Genomic DNA, 17,997 nt, shown 5'->3' on the forward strand with positions numbered 1-17,997 from the left:
TCCTCATGACAGTGTAGTGTCAGAGAAAACCATGAAAAGCGCAGTTATTACTAAAATTCTTATTGCATCGCTGGGTTTGTTCGCTATTTTTGCTCCTAGTCAAGCATCTGCTCAATTATTGCCACAACCTTGGGTTTCTGTGGGTGGTCAAGATGGTGAAGTCACCTATGCTGTAGGAGCTAGAGCTTTAGATTTTGGGGTTGAAGTCGGTAGAGGCCCCGATGGCGCTACTGGAGTAGATGTTTTAAAATTTGTGAGTTTGCCAATTATTTCACCTTATGTGGGAGTTGGTTTGTATTCAGAAGATAAAGGTGTCGCTTTTTCAGGTGGCGTTCAAGTAGGCGCTACTGATAACGTTTTTGTAGGTGCTGGTTACAATTCTGTGCGCGGATTTAACGGTCAATTGGGAATTAGATTTTAATTTTTATTGTAAATCTGATATGAGTCTCAGTAATACAGTTAAATTCTCTGATAATAGATTAAAAATCTCACTCTATTGCTAATTTGAGTGCTAGTTAGGTTTTTTGTTACTTTCTCTAGCCCACTATTCACGAATCTTACCCCGAAATTCCTTCCTTGCTAGAGAGGGAATTTTTTTTACAAATTCTGATGATTATGAGTTACCTACTATAGAGAATAAACCCTTAGATAATCAAAAATTTTATTTTCGGTAAATAAATCCTAATTATCCGAAAAAATTACAAAAATTAGCTCTAATTAATTTGTGGAGTTAAATATTCTAATACTTTAATAGATAATTTTTATACCTTTGATTAATTATCATCTCTCAATTATTAGGGATTTTTTAGACAATATGTTTCCTGCAAGTAGTAGTATGATCATTGTCTACTAATTAATGACAAGTTTTTATCTATCTTTGCCGCATACTGTTAATGTTATTGATGTCATAGGAATCTTTTTATGGAGCCAGGGTTAAGATTACTCATTCAACTCGTAATCGAGTTTGCGCCTGTGCTTGTAAATTTTATCCAAAAAAGGACAGAATCAGGTATTGCTATAACTGATTACCAGTTGCCTACATTACTTCAAGACGCAAATATTACACCCCAGACAAACAGTTATCAACCAGGATTAACACAAGAAAAACTTCTGCAACAGCAATTAGCAGTTTATCAGCGGGAAACTCAATTACAGGTAATTAAGCAAGAAAGAGAAACTAAACTACAATTGCCAGAAGTTTCCAAAATATTGGATAACTGGCCTTTGCGGTTATATCCTTCGCAAATTTTAGAGTCTCATACTAATCATCAATGTCCGCCACTCAAAATTTTTCTGGCTCCTCCACAAGTTAAGTTTGACCAATTTGACTTAAAAAATGAGGAAAATTTAAAATTAGAGCTAATGTTAGCGGAAGGTTTACGAGAGTTTATTCATCAACATTACTCTCTGCATCATCCCATTAGACCTACGGAATTATTAGCAGGAGCATGGGATAGTAAACGTTTTCATAGTGAATCTAGTATTAAAGCTTTGTTTGGCATGTTGAAAACAGAGCCGATGTTAATTCTAGAGTCAGAACAAGAGGGAGATTATTTGAATTTCCGGATTGCTTATTGGGGATTGGGACAGCAACAGTATTACTACAAAACTATTTTTCGGTTACCGTATAAAGAGATTCTGTATGAGTCTGCTAAAGGTCGTGCTTTGCAGTGGAAAAAACTTAGAGATGAACTATTGTTATTAGGGGAGGATTTAGTTGAAATTAATCTTCTCGGTAAAGATAATGTATTTAATTTAGCACTTTTAGAAAAAGCTGAAAAATGGCAAGAAAAGGGTATTGATATTAGTCAATTAGCCTTAGAGTACCAAGTGAATCATCAAGACTGGGAAAAGCTTGGTCAAGTATTAATTACCTGTCACTGTTTGGTTGCTGCTTGGGTAGCGGATGCTTATCATTTAGTTCACCATGACGCGCCTCCCTTGCTTCCAGAGTTACTACCTAGTTTGCTACAAGATACGATTAATTTACCAGCTGTACAAGAACAATTGCAGGTATACGCTACAGGCTATGAGCAAGTTTACCAAGCTCTAGAAAATGAGCGCCGTTACTGGATTCCCGAATTGGCTTTGCAATTAGCTCAAAGTTTATCTCATTTACCCGATCGCACTTGGTCACAAAAGCAAATTGATTACTCTATTATCACATGGTTGCAATTACGTCAAGTATCCCTACAGGAATTTGCTAATCCTTTGGAGGCCATGCAATCGGCCGTAAAGATGGAAGATGCAGAATATCTGCAAAATTTAAAAGAATATTTTACAGCCGTAGATGATTGCCAAAGTATTCTGGATGTAGAGAAATTGTTAGAGGCGATCGCACACCTCAAACACAAAATTACCCTAGCGTCTCCCCGTCTGGGCCACACCCTCACTGGACATACAGGTAAAGTTGCATCTGTAGCCATTAGTTCTGACGCAGAAGTATTAGTCAGTGGGTGTGCAGACAAAACCATCAATATTTGGCAACTTAACACAGGCAAAAAAATTCGCACCCTTTCAGGGAATTTAGGAGAAGTATCATCTGTGGCCATTAGTCCTGACGGGAATTTTTTGGCGATGGGTAGTTGTGAACATCCCAAAGGTAATGTCAAAGTTTGGTATTTAAAAACCGGGAAACTCATCCACACACTCTTGGGACATCAAAAACCAGTAAACGTGGTAGCAATTAGTCCAGATGGGCAGATTCTCGCTAGTGGTAGTAATAAAATTAAAATCTGGAATTTGCACACAGGCGATCGCATTTGTACTCTTTGGCATTCCTATGCTGTTCATGCTGTAGCTATCAGCCGCGATGGTACAATCCTCGCCAGTGGTAGTGCTGATCATAAAATCAGACTATGGAACCCACGCACGGGTGATCCTTTACGCACTCTTATTGGTCACTCAGATGAAGTGAAATCAATTGCCATTAGTCCTGTTAGTATAGCGTCCCCGGAGGGGTTTGGTGAACTCCTTTTCAGTGGTAGTGCTGATACCACCATCAAAATTTGGCATTTAATTTCCGGGAAACTCCTGTATACATTGAGTGGTCACTCGGATGAGGTAAACTCATTGGCGGTTAGTCCTGATGGAAAATTCTTATTTAGCGGTAGTGCTGATACAACTATCAAAATGTGGTGTCTGGCTACAGGTAAAGTGCTGCAAACCCTGACTGGACACTCAAGAACTGTAAATGCAATTTCTCTAAGTCAAGATGGTAAGTTACTCGCCAGTGGAAGTGCTGACAAAACTATCAAAATTTGGCAGATAGCTGTTAATTAAATAGGACTTACGCACTCGCTACGAAAATCAAGGTTTTGAGATTGCTTTCCTACGGTCGCAATGACGAAAATACGTGGTTAGTTACGTAAGTCCTGTTAAACTTAGAATTCCACTCTGTTACTAACCCTTTTTGCACTTCGATAACAGCAAACATGCTAGCCCCATGACTACCAAGGAAATTGAAGAACTTGCTTCTGGGACAGACTGAGGAGTTTGAACAGACTGATAAACACTGATTGATGCTAAAAACTGCTCAACATCACCAGATATATCACCGTTATTAGCACCAGCACTTTGAGCAAGAATGAGCCGATTAAAGGTCTGGGTTTCAGATTCTCCTAAACCTCCTGTCAATACCAGAAAATCTTGACCTATTCTACCGATAAGGGAGTTAATCAGGTTGTCAGCACCAGCCCTGAACTCTGGCGGAAATAATTCTAAACTGGTGTCATTATTGCCAACACCAATCATCGTATTATCACTATCTATTAACCAGTTACCGTTCCCCACGACTGTATTGTCATTGGTGAATATCCAGTTACCATTCCCCAGGATTGTGTTGTTATTACCAAAATCCCAGTTACCATTGCCTACAGTTGCATTATTACCACCAAAGTGCCAATTACCATTACCTAAAGTTCTGTTGTTGCTACCATCTTCCAAATACCAGTTGCCATTTCCGACAGTTGTATTATTACTGCCGAATTGCCAATTACCATTACCAATAGTTGTGTTATTATTGCCGTCATCCCAATACCAATTACCATTACCTAGAGTTGTATTGTTACCACCAAAATACCAATTACCATTACCTAGGGTTGTGTTATCGGTTGCTAACAGCCAATTGCCGTTACCAATAGTTGCGTTGTTATTATTAAAATTCCAGTTGCCATTGCCAATGGTTGCATTATCATTACCATAGTCTGAGTTGAAATTACCAATGGTTGCATTATCGCTACCAAAGTTTCTGTTACCATTACCAATTGGTGCATTCCCCTCATTAAAAGTTAGACCACCTGAATTAGACATGTTACCGCTAAAGGGTATATTCTCACCAGAGATAATCCTCAAGGGATCAAAAGGCAATTGCTGTGGTGAACTTTCGCCCATTGGAAACGGATTGTTATTAGCACCATTGGTAAATGGGTTGTTATCGCCGTTGAAGAAGTCGTTACCCAGAACTAATTGCAAGCGGTTAAAGATTAATTCTTGCAGCTGACTGCCAGCATCGCCTGCAAACGGGTTGATGGCACCCCCAGGAATGGTATTAGTATTAGGGTTGTTACCACCAATAACCAAGGGATTATCAGCACCAAAGGTGTTCTCTCCACTCTGAGTTGGGTTGACAGCATAAGCTTCCATCGGTATTCATTCTCCTGTTTTAGTTGAAAATTTTTACAGAATAAATGGAGAATAAAAGACGAATTTAAGCCAGTTGAATAATTTATGTTTTAATTTGTTTATTAAACTTTGTCTACTTTGAAAATAGCGGTTTGTGGTCAAGATTATGAGATTGCTTCCTGGTGTCGCAATGACAGAAACTCCACTTTTTATGATGGGTGAGGTTTAAGTAAATTTAAGATTATTGGTAAACAAATTGATCTGGGAATTTTCTAATTAAAACTAATAAAAAATTTAATTTTAATTAAAACAAGATTTTGTGTTTTTAGTTATACATATTGTTATAAAATTTATGTACCACTTGCAATGAACAATCTTTTGATTGCCATATCATTTCTTTTGTTTTTTGTGTGGGGATTGAAAGGATGTTTAAAAAGTCCTATTGTCGGTAGCAAAACATTTTATAGCAATCCTAAATCCACGCCACTTGCTATTGGAAAGTCTTATTCCCGTTTTTTTAAACTGGTATCTTAACGCACCAGAAAACAAATATTGATGGTGCGTTGCGCTGCGCGACAACACACCCTACTTGTGAATGATGTGGGGTGTTTTAGATCATTTATGTGTACACCGTAGTCTTTTTCAGGAGGGCTAGAGGGGATCACTAAGTGCTGAAAATCACAGCAGATCCCTTTTAAAACAACCTCTAAAACTGGCAATTGCGTGGAATGTACCAGAGGCGATCGCTACATGGAAAGCAGATATTTATAGCCGCATGATGCTAAAAACCCATCGCTTTAGCTACTGCCCCTAATTCAGCATCAATCCCTTGTTTAAATTGGCTGTGGCTGTGTTTAATGGCTGTATCTGGGTCTTTTAAACCATTACCTGTGAGAACACAAACTACTGTAGCCCCGGTGGGTACTTGGTCCTTGACTTGCAATAATCCAGCTACAGATGCCGCACTAGCAGGTTCACAGAAAATACCTTCAGATGATGCCAACAGTCTGTAGGCATCTAAAATCTCTTCATCAGTAACAGCTTTAAAGCAGCCTTGACTGGCAGATTGAGCCGCCATCGCTTTATCCCAACTAGCAGGGTTACCGATGCGGATGGCTGTAGCGATGGTTTCGGGATGGGAAACTGACTTGCCATTTACCAGAGGCGCTGCACCTGCGGCTTGGAATCCCATCATTTTAGGCAGGCGATCGCACTTACCAGCTTGATGATATTGACAAAATCCCATCCAATATGCTGTGATATTTCCGGCGTTACCCACGGGGATACACAACCAGTCTGGGGCGTTCCCCAAGGCATCCACTACTTCAAATGCTCCGGTTTTTTGCCCTTCTAAACGGTAGGGATTGACGGAATTAACTAATGTCACAGGATAGCTTTCTGCCATTTCCCGCACAATTTCTAGGGCGCGGTCAAAGTTGCCTTTAATGGCTAAAACTTCTGCACCATACAATAATGCTTGGGCTAATTTACCTAAAGCCACATAACCATCGGGTATCAACACAAAGGGTTTCATCCCTCCACGTCTAGCATAAGCGGCGGCGGCGGCTGAGGTGTTGCCTGTGCTAGCACAAATCACTGCTTTGGCCCCGGCTTCTTTGGCTTTGGTGATTGCCATAGTCATCCCCCTATCTTTGAAGCTACCAGTGGGGTTTAAACCGTCGTATTTGACAAACACTTTGACTTGTCTGCCGATGCGTTCTGCGATCGCTGGCACCGGAATCAAGGGCGTATTACCCTCTAATAAAGTCACAACAGGCGTTTCTTCGCTTACAGGCAAGTACTGGCGATAGGCTTCTATCAGTCCGGGCCAAGGTTGGCGATAAGATTTAGCGGCAGACAAACTCACAGTCACGGGTTTTAAAAGTTTTAACTAAGGATTGAGGAAAAAAGCATGGGGAAGAGAAAAACTCCAATTCTCATTCTCCCAGAAGAATTATCTTTTTGCGTGGCAGCGTCTCACGGATGATTTTTATTTTATGTGAAACGTCAATTTATCATAACTGCCAATGGGTACAACTGCTCCATGTAGCGATAATTGACCTACGGAACATAGGTCGCACAATCGCAGTCACTTATGAAAACACCAGCTACCTATCAGATCAAATGATAGAAAGTATACAATCATTTAACAAACCTTAAACTTACATTATTATAATATTTACTAAATGGTGTGAGTCGAGTTGTGGATTTTATTTAACAATGCCTACTTATTCATCCAGTGTTTCCGAACGTCCCACCCAGACCCTCTGGGTTAGCGATTTAACAAAATCTCATTATCAAGATGATCAACAAGCAAAACTTCAACACCTGCAAGCAGAGGTAGATTCTCTGTTACAGCAATTACAAAACCTGAAAGAACAACGTTCAACAGATAACAACCAAGAAGCATAAATTTATCTTTAGGCGATCGCCAGTAGCTCATAATTTTATAACTAGTCAAGGGCTGCTACTCAAAGCGTTGATTCTTGTCTGACCAACGTTTTAGACTGTAGTTATGGGCATTCTCTACTAATAGAGCGAGAGATTTACCATGAGACAGCTTGGCGATCGCTGTCAACACTTGTTGAGAGTTTTTTGGAAAATCTGTATAAATAACCTTACCATTATCTGACAAGATGAGGGTACGAGGACGGTCTGACTTTGATGCCAATTCCTGGGGTTCCCCTGTACGATCCTGCAAAGAGGCGATGGCATCTGTGGAGATAGTCAGCACCGTTTCTGGCTTGGTATTATTTGTTAAATCAATCATTTGTAGAGGCCAATCACCCAATTGTGCTTGAATATCTAGAAACTTAGGTACAGCACCTCCAGGAATTTGGCCAGATTGTTGTAAAGAATGCCACATAATCGGCAACATAGAATTAACTGCTAGAGGATTTTGTTGATACAGTTGTGTGAAAGTAATTGGTGATGGTTGTAGCCATTCCAGTGTGGCTGCCGTCAAGGCTAAAGGTTTGGGTTGCTGAGATTCATACTTACCCGGAATTGCTTGTCCTGTGGCTAATAGCTGCAAAGCCCTATTATGCCAGCGTACCCCTTTGATAGTGGCAGAGGTGATTTCTTGTTCTCCATTGGGTAGCCACATAATAATTTGGATCACTGGGTTGTGATGAAGTCCCAAAGTTGTCCAAAAAAACTGGGCTGGAGAAGTTTTTGGCGGTTGCAAATTTTTAAAAGGAGAACTCAACCAGGTTTTACCGTCATGAAAAGTGCTGACATCTACCCGATACCAAATTTGCTGATCTATTAGTTGCAAGTCTGCATTGTTATTGGGCTGCAACCAATCGGAGGACTTGACTTGCGAGATGGGTTTTACCACACCCACAATCTGACTAGGATGATGAGCCACAATTTTTGGCTTTGCGACATCACCATTGAGGTGTGTGAACAAACCTTGTACATAAGTAAGATTGGCTGAGGTAATTTGCGGTTGAGACTGTAACCAAGAATTAGCCCGTCCTTCTCCTTGCTGCGCGGCTAAAATCAACGCTGCCCAAGATTGTACATCTTGTCTGTTGGGATTAACCTTTAGCGCCGCCACTGTCCGATTCCACAACCGCCCGGTATCTGCTTTGAGGAGGGTAGCGATTTCTTGGGCATTTTGCTGTGATGCGGTAAACACCTGTAAAGCTTTGGCCCAGCGTCCATCAATTAACTCTGCTAATACTTGTTGACTAGGACTCGCCCAACTTGTCTGGGCTTGAGCTTTAGTCATTTGGGAGTGCAAGCGAATCAAATCAACCTGGGCTTGGGCTGTGGCTGGGAAACCTCCAGGGCGCTGTTTTTGGATGAATTGCAACCATTCAGTGGCGGGTGACCATAAGCCATTACGCGCAATAAATAAGGCATCTTGGTAAGCAGAATCTTTAATGGCTGGTGATTTGAGGGAAATTTCCGCTAGTTGAACAGGGTTGAGGAAAAAATTAGTGGATTGGACTTGGTAAATGCTTAACTGGGGTTCTAAACCTACTGTTTGGTCGATAACTAGCTCTTTGGCACCGCCGCCAGTCACTTGTTGCCATTGGGGTAATTGTCCGTTGGGATTTTGCCAAGATAATAATTGTTGGAGGTTGGTACGCTGGGCATTGTAGTACACAATGTAACCGTAGGCGATCGCCTGAGTTTTTTGTTGACGCTGACCCCACAAAGCTAACCAAATCCCTGGTGATGGGGCGCTATCATCAAAACGTTGAATTTTAGTTAAGGGTAAAAGAGTGTTGCCTTCTTGGTGTTCTAATGTGGCATCAATTAAAGATTCTTCTGGTGCAATAATGGGTAGTTGAGTCGTTAGATGATAGTAACGTTCTGGCAGCGATTGGAACTCTGACTTTTCTGAACGCTGGTAAACTCTCAGTTCAACGATTTCTAGACAATCAGACTGACAATTGGCACGTTGTTGCAAAATTGGTAATAAAAAAGAGCCTTCCTGATCATCTAGCGCTAGAGTTTCCCCAGCTATTTGTTGTTGACTGAGGTTTTCTTGAATTTGGTTAAGGGTTTGAGGAGGTTCACTTTGATTCAAAGGAATGTGCAATGATTCAGGCAGAAATTCATTCAGCCACCCCACCTGTTCGGGATTGAAAATGAAAAGAATACTAATCCAGAGAAAAGCCATGACTAAGGCAGCACTGGTCAACAACAGAGCAAATGCTAGGATTGACCCCAGCCATCCCTTAGATGGAGACTTTTGCTGAGATTTTGAAGAAGCGCGTTTGCTAGGACGAGCATGAGATTGATTTCGTTGAGAAGATTGTGGCTTCAGCTTGCGCGAGCGATGTGCCATTTTGGTTTTTAGGTAAGTCAAAGAACAGGTTTGTATCGTTCTTTTATACTCCTGCTTTGATGATGTTGCCTAGAAGTGCGAGATCTAGTAGCGCTGCAAAGAAGTCCAAAGGAGCCTGGTTTTGATGACTGCAAGCAATTGGTAGGAAGAATCATTACACCGTTACCGATGGAACCACATCAACCCTAATGCTACGACTATCAGTATGAGTGAAACGGCGTGTCTAATTTGTTCCTGTTTGAGAGAAAAAGGAATTTTGCAGCCGTTGCTTGTGCGATCGCAGGGATAGAAGCTAACTTTTCACGGTATCTGGAAAACCTCTCTCTAAATCTCTCTCCTGTGAGGCGAGAGACTTTGAATTGCTGATTTGGAAGTTAGATTTTCCGTGGACTTTTCCACATACAGTTTTAATCGGCTGTTTTTGTTTTCAACACCTGATCTAGCAAATCTCTAGCAGGTTGTGCTTTAGTTAGGGCTGCTTGATGGTCACTATAAGCGCGAATCAGGCGAGAAAGACCACTCACACCTGATTTTAGTTGCTCAAGTTCTTCTCCGGCGACTATTTCTCCATCAAGCATTCTTCCTATTAAAGGTTTGATGTCGCCCACGTCCTGGCGGATTTTTTGGAGCTTTTCTACAGTGGATAGTAAAGTTTTGAGTGAGTTCAAAATGCTATCAATATCCTGGACATCCTCTACTGATTCAGGCTTTTCGGCAATTTCTTCTAGATCTTGAACATCTGATTCTGTAAGCAAGTCTTGTGCGGATGTTTCTGTTTTTACACCATTTTTCTGTGGCATTAATGCTTCCTCAAAGGATTTTTCCTAGTGTATCGTTTAACTCTACTCAGGAATGCGGTTTTAATCAAATACAGAACCTCTCAAGAAAGGCAGAGGCGAAGCCTGTTCTCTGCTCCCCTGCCTCTTTTGACGAAAGCAATGGGCTTCAGGTTGAGTGAGACTGTTCCTGAGAAAACTGCTTATGGATAGTTTGACTTTGTTGTCCATTGGCAGCAATTGCCGTCATCATATAGTCGATTAAGTCCTCAGAAAAAGGAATACGCAAGTGGAAAGTCCCATCTGATTTGAGTGTGATGGGGTTACCACCAATAGTTACTGTGGCACCTGGTTCTGTTGCGCCGTGGATAATTAATTCAGCATCGGCGACAAACCAAAAATCTGCTTGGGGACGACTGAAGACACGCACTCTTTTGGAACGGGCGATGGTTTCCCAATGTTCACCTGGTTTAATATAACCAATTTCGGTCATGTAATCGCGTTCGCTTGTGGGAATGGCTACGTAACGATCCGATGTGATGCCTTCACACTCATACTGCTGCAATAACTGGGGAGTCTGATAACTCAAGTCTATGTCTGTGACATCATACAGCCGTAAAGATAATTGAGAAATGCCTGCATCCCGCAGTACTTGTTTGTGGGTTTCGCTAATGTACCAAGTAGTATATGCCCATTTGGCAGTCCGGGATTTGAAGATAATATGACTCTCGTTATTTGTAGGGGACAATTCTACAAATGTTTCGTCTGCTGTGGGTGTAGTTTCATCTATGTTATTTGTGACTGGCAGATTAAAGATACGCACTCTTTGGGAACGAGTAATTGTCACCCAGCGTTCATCTTCTGTCAGATAACCGACTTCGGCCATATAATCGCGTTCGCTTTGAGGAATTTCTACTTCGTGTGCTTCTACACCAGGTTGCAGTTCATAATGCTGGATAAATTCTGGTGTTTGATAACTCAAGTCCAAATCAGTGACATCATATAGCCGTAATGCCAATTGAGTAACGCCACGAGATTGGATTGCTTGTTGGCAAGTTTCGCTAATAGACCAAGTTACATCAGCCCATTGGGCATTTCGGGGTTGGATGGTAATATTTCTTTCCCCGTCTACCTCTAGTGGCGGTTCATCTATGGTATCTGTAACTGACAAGCCAAAGACACGCGCCCTTGGGGAACGGGCAATTGTCACCCAGCGATCGCCTGATGTAATATATCCTATTTCGGCAATATAATCGCGTTCGCTTTGGGGAATTTCTACATAGATTTCTACTGCACCAGGTTCTAATTCATACTGCTTAATAGATTCTGGTGTCTGGTAACTCAAGTCTATATCTGTGACATCGTATAGCCGCAATGCCAATTCAGAGATACCTGATGCTTGCAATGCGTGCTGCCAGATTTCCGCAATGTACCAAGTTACATAAGCCCATTGGGCATTTCGGGGTTGGAGGATAATATTCCTTTCCCCCTCTACTTCTGGTAACGGTTCATCTGTAGCATCTGTGACTGATAAACCAAAGACACGAACCCTTGGGGAACGGGCAATTATCACCCAGCGATCGCCTGATGTCACATATCCTATTTCGGCAATATAATCGCGTTCGCTTTGGGGAATTTCTACATAGATTTCTACTGCACCAGGTTCTAATTCATACTGCTTAATAGATTCTGGTGTCTGGTAACTCAAGTCTATATCTGTGACATCGTATAGCCGCAATGCCAATTGAGAAATACCATGCGTTTGCAGTGCTTGTTGGCTGGCTTCACCAATGAACCAAGTAGCGTAAGCCCATTCTGGATTGCGGGGTTTCAGTTGTAGACTACTACCATCATTTACATCTGGTAGCAGTTCATCTGTGGTATCTGTCACTGGCAGATTAAAGACACGCACTCTTGGGGAACGGGTAATTGTCGCCCAGCGATCGCCTGATGTCATATATCCTATTTCGGCAATATAATCGCGTTCGCTTTGGGGAATTGCCACATAGATTTCTACTGCACCAGGTTCTAATTCGTAATGCTGGATAAATACTGGTGTTTGATAACTCAAGTCCAAATCGGTGACATCATATAGCCGCAGTGCCAGCTGAGAGATGCCATAAGATTGTAGTACTTGTTGACTGGCTTCACCAATGAACCAAGTAGCATAAGCCCATTCTGCATTGCGGGGTTTCAGTTGCAGACTACTTTCATCATTTACATTTAAGAAAAGTTCATCGGTAGTATCTGTTGGGGGTGTATCAAGGACGCGCACTCTTGGGGAACGGGTAATTGTCACCCAGCGCTCATCTGGTGTCACATATCCGACTTCGGCAATATAATCGCGTCCGCTTTGCGGAATTGCCACATAGATTTCTACTGCACCAGGTTCCAGTTCGTAATGTTGGATAAATACTGGTGTTTGATTACTCAAATCCAAATCGGTGACATCATATAACCGCAATGCTAATTGAGAAAAGCCACGCGTTTGTAATGATTGTTGGCAAGTTTCGCTAATATGCCAAGTTGCATATGCCCATTGGGCATTTCGGGGTTGGAGGGTAAGATTCCTTTCGCCATCTACCTCTAGTAAGGGTTCATTTACCACACCTGTTGCCAAATCTTCTGTTTCTTCTGGCATTTCCATAGGTTCCGCCTCATCGGCTACTACATTCAATTTATCTTCAGGAATATCTGAGAATGTAGGTAGTGAATTATTGTTCTCATTTATAGGCGGTTGTACTTCGGGAACTATTTCAGGAGAATTACTGGATTCTGTTGTATCATGACCATTTTCCATTTGTGATACAACGCTACCCCCTGCTGTGACACCTCCAGCTACAGCCGTTTCATTCAAAACTGACTGGTCTTGTTCTGGTGTCAAGTTACCAGGGACGGCGATATTCGGCTCTTCCGCAGGAACAGGAACATCTGGCTGAGGAGTAACTTTAGGCACATCTGACATTTGGGGATAAGAAGTATTTACCACAGCCGCTGGTGCTTCTATATCCCAGGGAGACTCGCTTAAATCATAGGAATCTATTTCAGTATAATTACTTGAGGTTATGTTTTCACTAATTACTTTATCATCTGTACTTGTATCAGTAACAGAAGCAGCGATCGCAGATCCGGTTCCTGCGCCGTTGTGGGATATTGTCTCTCCTATAGGTTTATTTACAGGAGGAGACACAATTGTATTATCAGTCACTATTGGTGCTTGGTTTTCCGGTAGTGCTTCTGGCTGATTGCTAGCCTCAGTTGCCCACAGACGTGATCGGAAAATCCATGCTAGTAATCCAGCGATGACAGCAGTCGGCAACAGTAACCACCATAGTGGTATTTGTTCTGTCGGAATGGGAGTAGTTTCCACAGGCTGTTGAGCAACAGGTTCCTCAACTGGTGTCGGATCAGCTAAGAATAATGCTTGTGATTCACCTTTAGCGATCGCTTCTGCTTCAGCCGTTCTACCTTCTGCTATGGCCGTTTGTCCTGGTGCTGCTAGGGTAAAACCAAGAAAGCTGGCTACCTGTGGAGTAGGATTTTGTCTGTAAGCGTAAACTAAAGGCTGTGAGAAAAGATACTTGGGATCATCTGGCAAAGTATTATTTAAGGGAATGACGCGCACACTGGGCTGTTGCGACACATGGTGAGCCATTGCATAGCTAATGCCGTCATTTCCCAGTTGGGCGACGATTTTTGCGGTATTATCTTCGTCGATTTGGGTAGCATTAGCACCTGTAGCAAAACGAGCAACCTTGAAATCTGGATAAGTACGAAGCGTATTGCGGGTATCACTTGTTTCGGGACGGTCAATAAACCGAATCGGGGCCGCAGGTGCGCCTAGTTGCGACCAATCTGTAATCCTTCCTCGGAAAATTCTAGCGAATTGCGTATCAGTCAAGCTGCCCTGAAAAGGATTCTCTGCACCCACAATAATGGCAATCTTTTCACGGTGAATCACCACTTGTTCTAGACCTTGGGCTTGTTCTTGTGGAGTCAAGCCACGGGCCATGGCCACTATATCAACTGATCCATCTAACAAACCTTGGAGGGCAACATCAGTGCCATTAGCGGCAACCTCTACATTTGTGCCAGAAAACTGATTTTCAAAACCTCGTCTTAAACTTTGGTTAATTGCAGCCAAGTTCATGGAACCATCAATCCGCACCGTAGTCCCTTCTGCTACTGTTTCTGGTAGTGGAAAAGCGGGAGAGTTAGTGGCAGATTGTGCCAGCACGGGTGTAGACACAAACAGCGGTGCTGCCATAGGAGTAGTAGCTAAGGCCAGCAATAATGCCAGACTGACTATCGCACTATCTTTTCTTTTGTTTTGCCACATAATACTCTTTATATCTTTATATCTAGGTACAGAAAGCTGGACGCTCTGAGACTTTATCTTTTGGTATAGCAGGAGACGCGCTAATTATACATCTGGTGTTAACTTTCTTCTAATTTTCTCTTGAAGAAGATTGTAAGGTAGCAAAAACACAGTAAAATTACCGTGTGGAATATGAAAAAAGTTATAAAAATTAATTATTAATTACGAAATTACCGCTAGTATAACTTTCGCGTAGCGTGTACGCAGCACCTACCGCAACTCGTTTCTCAATTAGCACCATTAAGATAGCAGTGGCAATCTGGTTTATCAATCAATGACTCGACAAGGGCATTCAGGGTAGTAGCAGCTAGCAAGCCACCACCTAAAGTTCCTTCAACAGTGATATAGGGGATATGTTGTTGCATAAGTCTGCGTTTAGCTGCGGGTGCATGACTAAAGCCAATGGGTAAGCCAATAATTAAGGCGGGTTGGATTTTTTGCTGTTGAATTGCGACACAGATTTCTAGCAACACTGAAGGCGCGTAACCAACTACTAATATGGAATCTTTGGTAATTTTTTGTACTGTTTTTTGCCATTGCTGATGTTGCCAAAATTCCTTTTCGGCTTCCGTGGCGGTGGTGATATGGGGGTTGTTAATTAAGGTGGTAACTTGACAGCCTAAATGAGCTAATCTGGTTTGATCTAAGGCGGTGGCCACAGTGGGGATATCTACGAAAATATCACAGCCTGATTTTAGGGCATGACGACTAGCGGCGATCGCACTTTGACTCAACTTGACAAAAGACACTAAACTAACATCACCACAAGCTAAGACTAACTGGGCAATCAGGTGTTGTTCGATTTCCGAACGGTGAGATAAGTCAGGGAGGATGCGTTGCAGTGATTCTTGAAAAGATTCTGCATGATTATGAACTTCTGCATCCAAGCCACTCCAAAGTTGATCTAGTTCTCCTAATCCCACTTGGGTTTCTACTTCTAGTAATTTGAGTTGGGAAAGTACCTCGGCTTGGACAATTTGACAATGGCGATCGCGTCCTAGTAAGTTTTCTAATGCTGATGCTGTTTGCCGCAGTTGGGATATTTGCTGCATCACCGCCCGATATTGCTGCTGGAGTTGTCCCATCAGATTTACGGTTGTGTCTGTTTCTGGTTCCACATCTAAAATGTGGCGAATATGGTTGAGTTGGAACCCTTGGTTTTTCAGAGCGACGATGCGCTGCAAACGAATGACATCTTTATCTGTGTACAGGCGGTAGTTACTAGGCGATCGCACTGGTTGTGGTAGTAGTCCTAATTCATGGTAATGTCTCACCATGCGCGGTGTTAAACTACCACCTACTGCATCGGTTAATTCTTTAATTGTTAAGCAACCAGTATTCATGAGTGCTTCTCTATTTTAGACTTTATCTACCCAATATAAATAATATCGTTCATCATTGATCCAAGCTTTCTTGAAATTTTTAATCGGCACAATATTTAAATCCTGGAGATTGACATTCAGTGGTTTATTTAAAACTAACAAAATTTTGTTTTCATTTGGTTGATTTTTTAACAGAAAATTAATCTGTCTTAATATTTCCTCCTGTTCTACCTCTTGACGACCCGATTTAAAAAGTGTGAAACTTCCCATTTGCTGCCGTTCTGGATAGTAAAGTTTGCGGTCAAGATAACCCGATAATGCAGCCATATTGGCATCTCTGCTGGCCACAATAAACTCATTATTTAACTGAGCTTGTTGAATGTAATTAGCTGTTTCTCGACTAGCTGAAAATGGTATAACTAAATCTTTAATAAAAACAGAAATTCCACCGAAAAAATGTACATAAAGGATGATCATGAAAGCAATATGATGCCATTTTTCACCCAATTTGATTATTTTTTGTTTGAGGGAAAATTTATTGATTAAAAACGCAGAATCTTGATAACAACTCCCCAACCATAGCCCTGCTATGAGAATTAAATACAAATGTCCAAAATGTCGAGGCATCCCGGCAAATCTCAAGTATGTAAATGCTAAGATTACAGAATTACCTATAATATAGAAAAATAAGGCAAAAGGCTTTTTAGATAACTTGATAACAGTTAAAGCTGCAATAAATAAAGCAATGAAAGCACACACAATTAAATCTAACCATCTTTTATGTGTGGGAATTATTAATAAATAACTACCAAATAATCTTCCTATACTTCTGAATAAATTACGCAAATCTAATTGATTCACCCAGCCACTATTTAAACCACCATGAAGATAACTATCCGCTGGAGGAGTAATAATATAAGCGGATAAAATAAAAGAAAATATGATAATTCCTGCACTTAAAAATAAATCATATTTCTGGCTTTGATTCAGATATTGATTACGGTGTTCAATATCAAAACAAAATTCTACTAGTAAGGTTAATGCCAAACAAAATGCTACTAATAAGGCATAAGCACTACTATTAGCCAGCAAACCTAATAAAATTGCTAAGTAAATATAAGTTTTTTTTCTGGATGAAAAAACTGCACAAAAACCCCAAATAAACAACATACTAAAAGCATAATTGCGAGAAATTAAAAGATATTCATAAAACGGAAAAAAGCCAAAAGAAAATAGAAATTTTTGTTGATAATTAAAGGGGCTATATAAGCAGAAAATAGTCACTGAGCTAATTGCGATCGCTAAATGAAAAATTTGCATAATCACGGGATTATCGGCAATTCTTCTCAGTAATGCCAGACAAAAATACCACAGCAGAGGATGTCCTTCATATTTAATATTGGCAATTAAATCGTCGAAAGATTCACTATCTCTGACAATCAGCCAAGGATTGAGTTCGTCTCGCCACATATCATGACTGAGAATACCTATTAAACCGAGTATAGAAAAAGCAATTATAATCAACCAAGAAACATTCAAGGATGACCTATTAATAGAATTAACTATTTTTTTGACTAGCATCATAAATTCAAAGTTTTTTAGTAAGTAAAATGGCTATGGTCTTAATAATCAAATAGTTTACAATAATTTATGTGATTGAGCGCAGCCCAATTTTACAAGCTGACACAAAAATCCTGTTAGGAATATAAATTAAATAACATGCAAGTCTAGTTTTTGAACTCACCCCGCCTTTGACTTGCGTCAAAGTCTCCCCTCTCCTTGGTAAGGGGGTTGGGGGTGAGGTTCTGTATTTTATTAAATCCACATGCCTTAAACCGTCATACTTTTATGTGATTTGTCTGGGTTTGTTAGGTCTGGTTAGCCTTGCTGAAAACTTTTCGCTACGTCTTGGCGGTTAATTTGGTTCATGCTGCTATTTAAACCTTGTCTACTTTAAGAAGTGTAGTTTACAGTCAAAAAATTTTTTCCCACTCCCCACTCCTTATCTACGCGAATATATATGGCTACGCCACGCCAGCTATATATATTTTGATGTTGATTATATTTTGACTGTGGGAATACTAAGCCTATTCG

At 41.0% G+C, this 17,997-nt stretch carries 10 protein-coding genes; 3 read left to right on the top strand and 7 right to left on the bottom strand.

What is annotated here, in order from left to right:
- Positions 1-31 precede the first annotated feature (31 nt).
- Both ACM0OT_RS09350 and ACM0OT_RS09355 read left to right on the top strand, forming a co-directional pair.
- Positions 32-421, top strand: coding sequence for a hypothetical protein (locus ACM0OT_RS09350; protein WP_414564099.1), 390 nt, complete (start codon positions 32-34; stop codon positions 419-421).
- A 500-nt stretch (positions 422-921) separates the two neighbouring features.
- On the top strand, positions 922-3,282 hold the full coding sequence (locus tag ACM0OT_RS09355; RefSeq protein WP_414564100.1) for a WD40 repeat domain-containing protein: 2,361 nt from the start codon (positions 922-924) through the stop codon (positions 3,280-3,282).
- Positions 3,283-3,402: 120 nt separating this feature from the next.
- Here ACM0OT_RS09355 and ACM0OT_RS09360 read toward each other — a convergent pair whose 3' ends face one another.
- Together ACM0OT_RS09360 and thrC are read right to left on the bottom strand one after the other, a co-directional pair.
- Positions 3,403-4,644 carry a hypothetical protein gene (locus ACM0OT_RS09360; RefSeq protein ID WP_414564101.1) on the bottom strand — a complete coding sequence of 414 codons (1,242 nt, stop codon included), beginning with the start codon at positions 4,642-4,644 and terminating at the stop codon, positions 3,403-3,405.
- A 760-nt stretch (positions 4,645-5,404) separates the two neighbouring features.
- A complete protein-coding gene (gene thrC / locus ACM0OT_RS09365) occupies positions 5,405-6,496 on the bottom strand; it encodes a threonine synthase (RefSeq protein WP_414564102.1) in 1,092 nt (363 codons plus the stop codon).
- Between the two features lie 347 nt (positions 6,497-6,843).
- Between thrC and ACM0OT_RS09370 the strand changes: the two genes are divergently transcribed.
- On the top strand, positions 6,844-7,035 hold the full coding sequence (locus tag ACM0OT_RS09370) for a hypothetical protein (RefSeq protein ID WP_414543825.1): 192 nt from the start codon (positions 6,844-6,846) through the stop codon (positions 7,033-7,035).
- 55 nt (positions 7,036-7,090) lie between these two features.
- Here the strand turns inward: ACM0OT_RS09370 and ACM0OT_RS09375 are convergent, their stop codons facing one another.
- The 5 genes from ACM0OT_RS09375 to ACM0OT_RS09395 form a co-directional block, all read right to left on the bottom strand.
- Positions 7,091-9,427, bottom strand: coding sequence for a hypothetical protein (locus ACM0OT_RS09375; RefSeq protein WP_414564103.1), 2,337 nt, complete (start codon positions 9,425-9,427; stop codon positions 7,091-7,093).
- Between the two features lie 407 nt (positions 9,428-9,834).
- The gene (locus ACM0OT_RS09380; RefSeq protein WP_414564104.1) at positions 9,835-10,227 is read right to left on the bottom strand and encodes a hypothetical protein; all 393 of its coding nucleotides are present in this window, start codon (positions 10,225-10,227) and stop codon (positions 9,835-9,837) included.
- A 145-nt stretch (positions 10,228-10,372) separates the two neighbouring features.
- The gene (locus ACM0OT_RS09385; protein ID WP_414564105.1) at positions 10,373-14,542 is read right to left on the bottom strand and encodes a DUF4912 domain-containing protein; all 4,170 of its coding nucleotides are present in this window, start codon (positions 14,540-14,542) and stop codon (positions 10,373-10,375) included.
- A gap of 266 nt (positions 14,543-14,808) precedes the next feature.
- Entirely contained in the window at positions 14,809-15,924 is a 1,116-nt protein-coding gene (locus ACM0OT_RS09390) for a precorrin-8X methylmutase (protein ID WP_414564106.1), read from the bottom strand.
- 15 nt (positions 15,925-15,939) lie between these two features.
- Positions 15,940-17,487, bottom strand: coding sequence for a hypothetical protein (locus tag ACM0OT_RS09395; RefSeq protein WP_414564107.1), 1,548 nt, complete (start codon positions 17,485-17,487; stop codon positions 15,940-15,942).
- Positions 17,488-17,997 lie beyond the last annotated feature (510 nt).

Source organism: Anabaena sp. CCY 9613, assembly GCF_963920895.1.
In the GTDB taxonomy this organism is placed as follows: domain Bacteria; phylum Cyanobacteriota; class Cyanobacteriia; order Cyanobacteriales; family Nostocaceae; genus Cyanocohniella.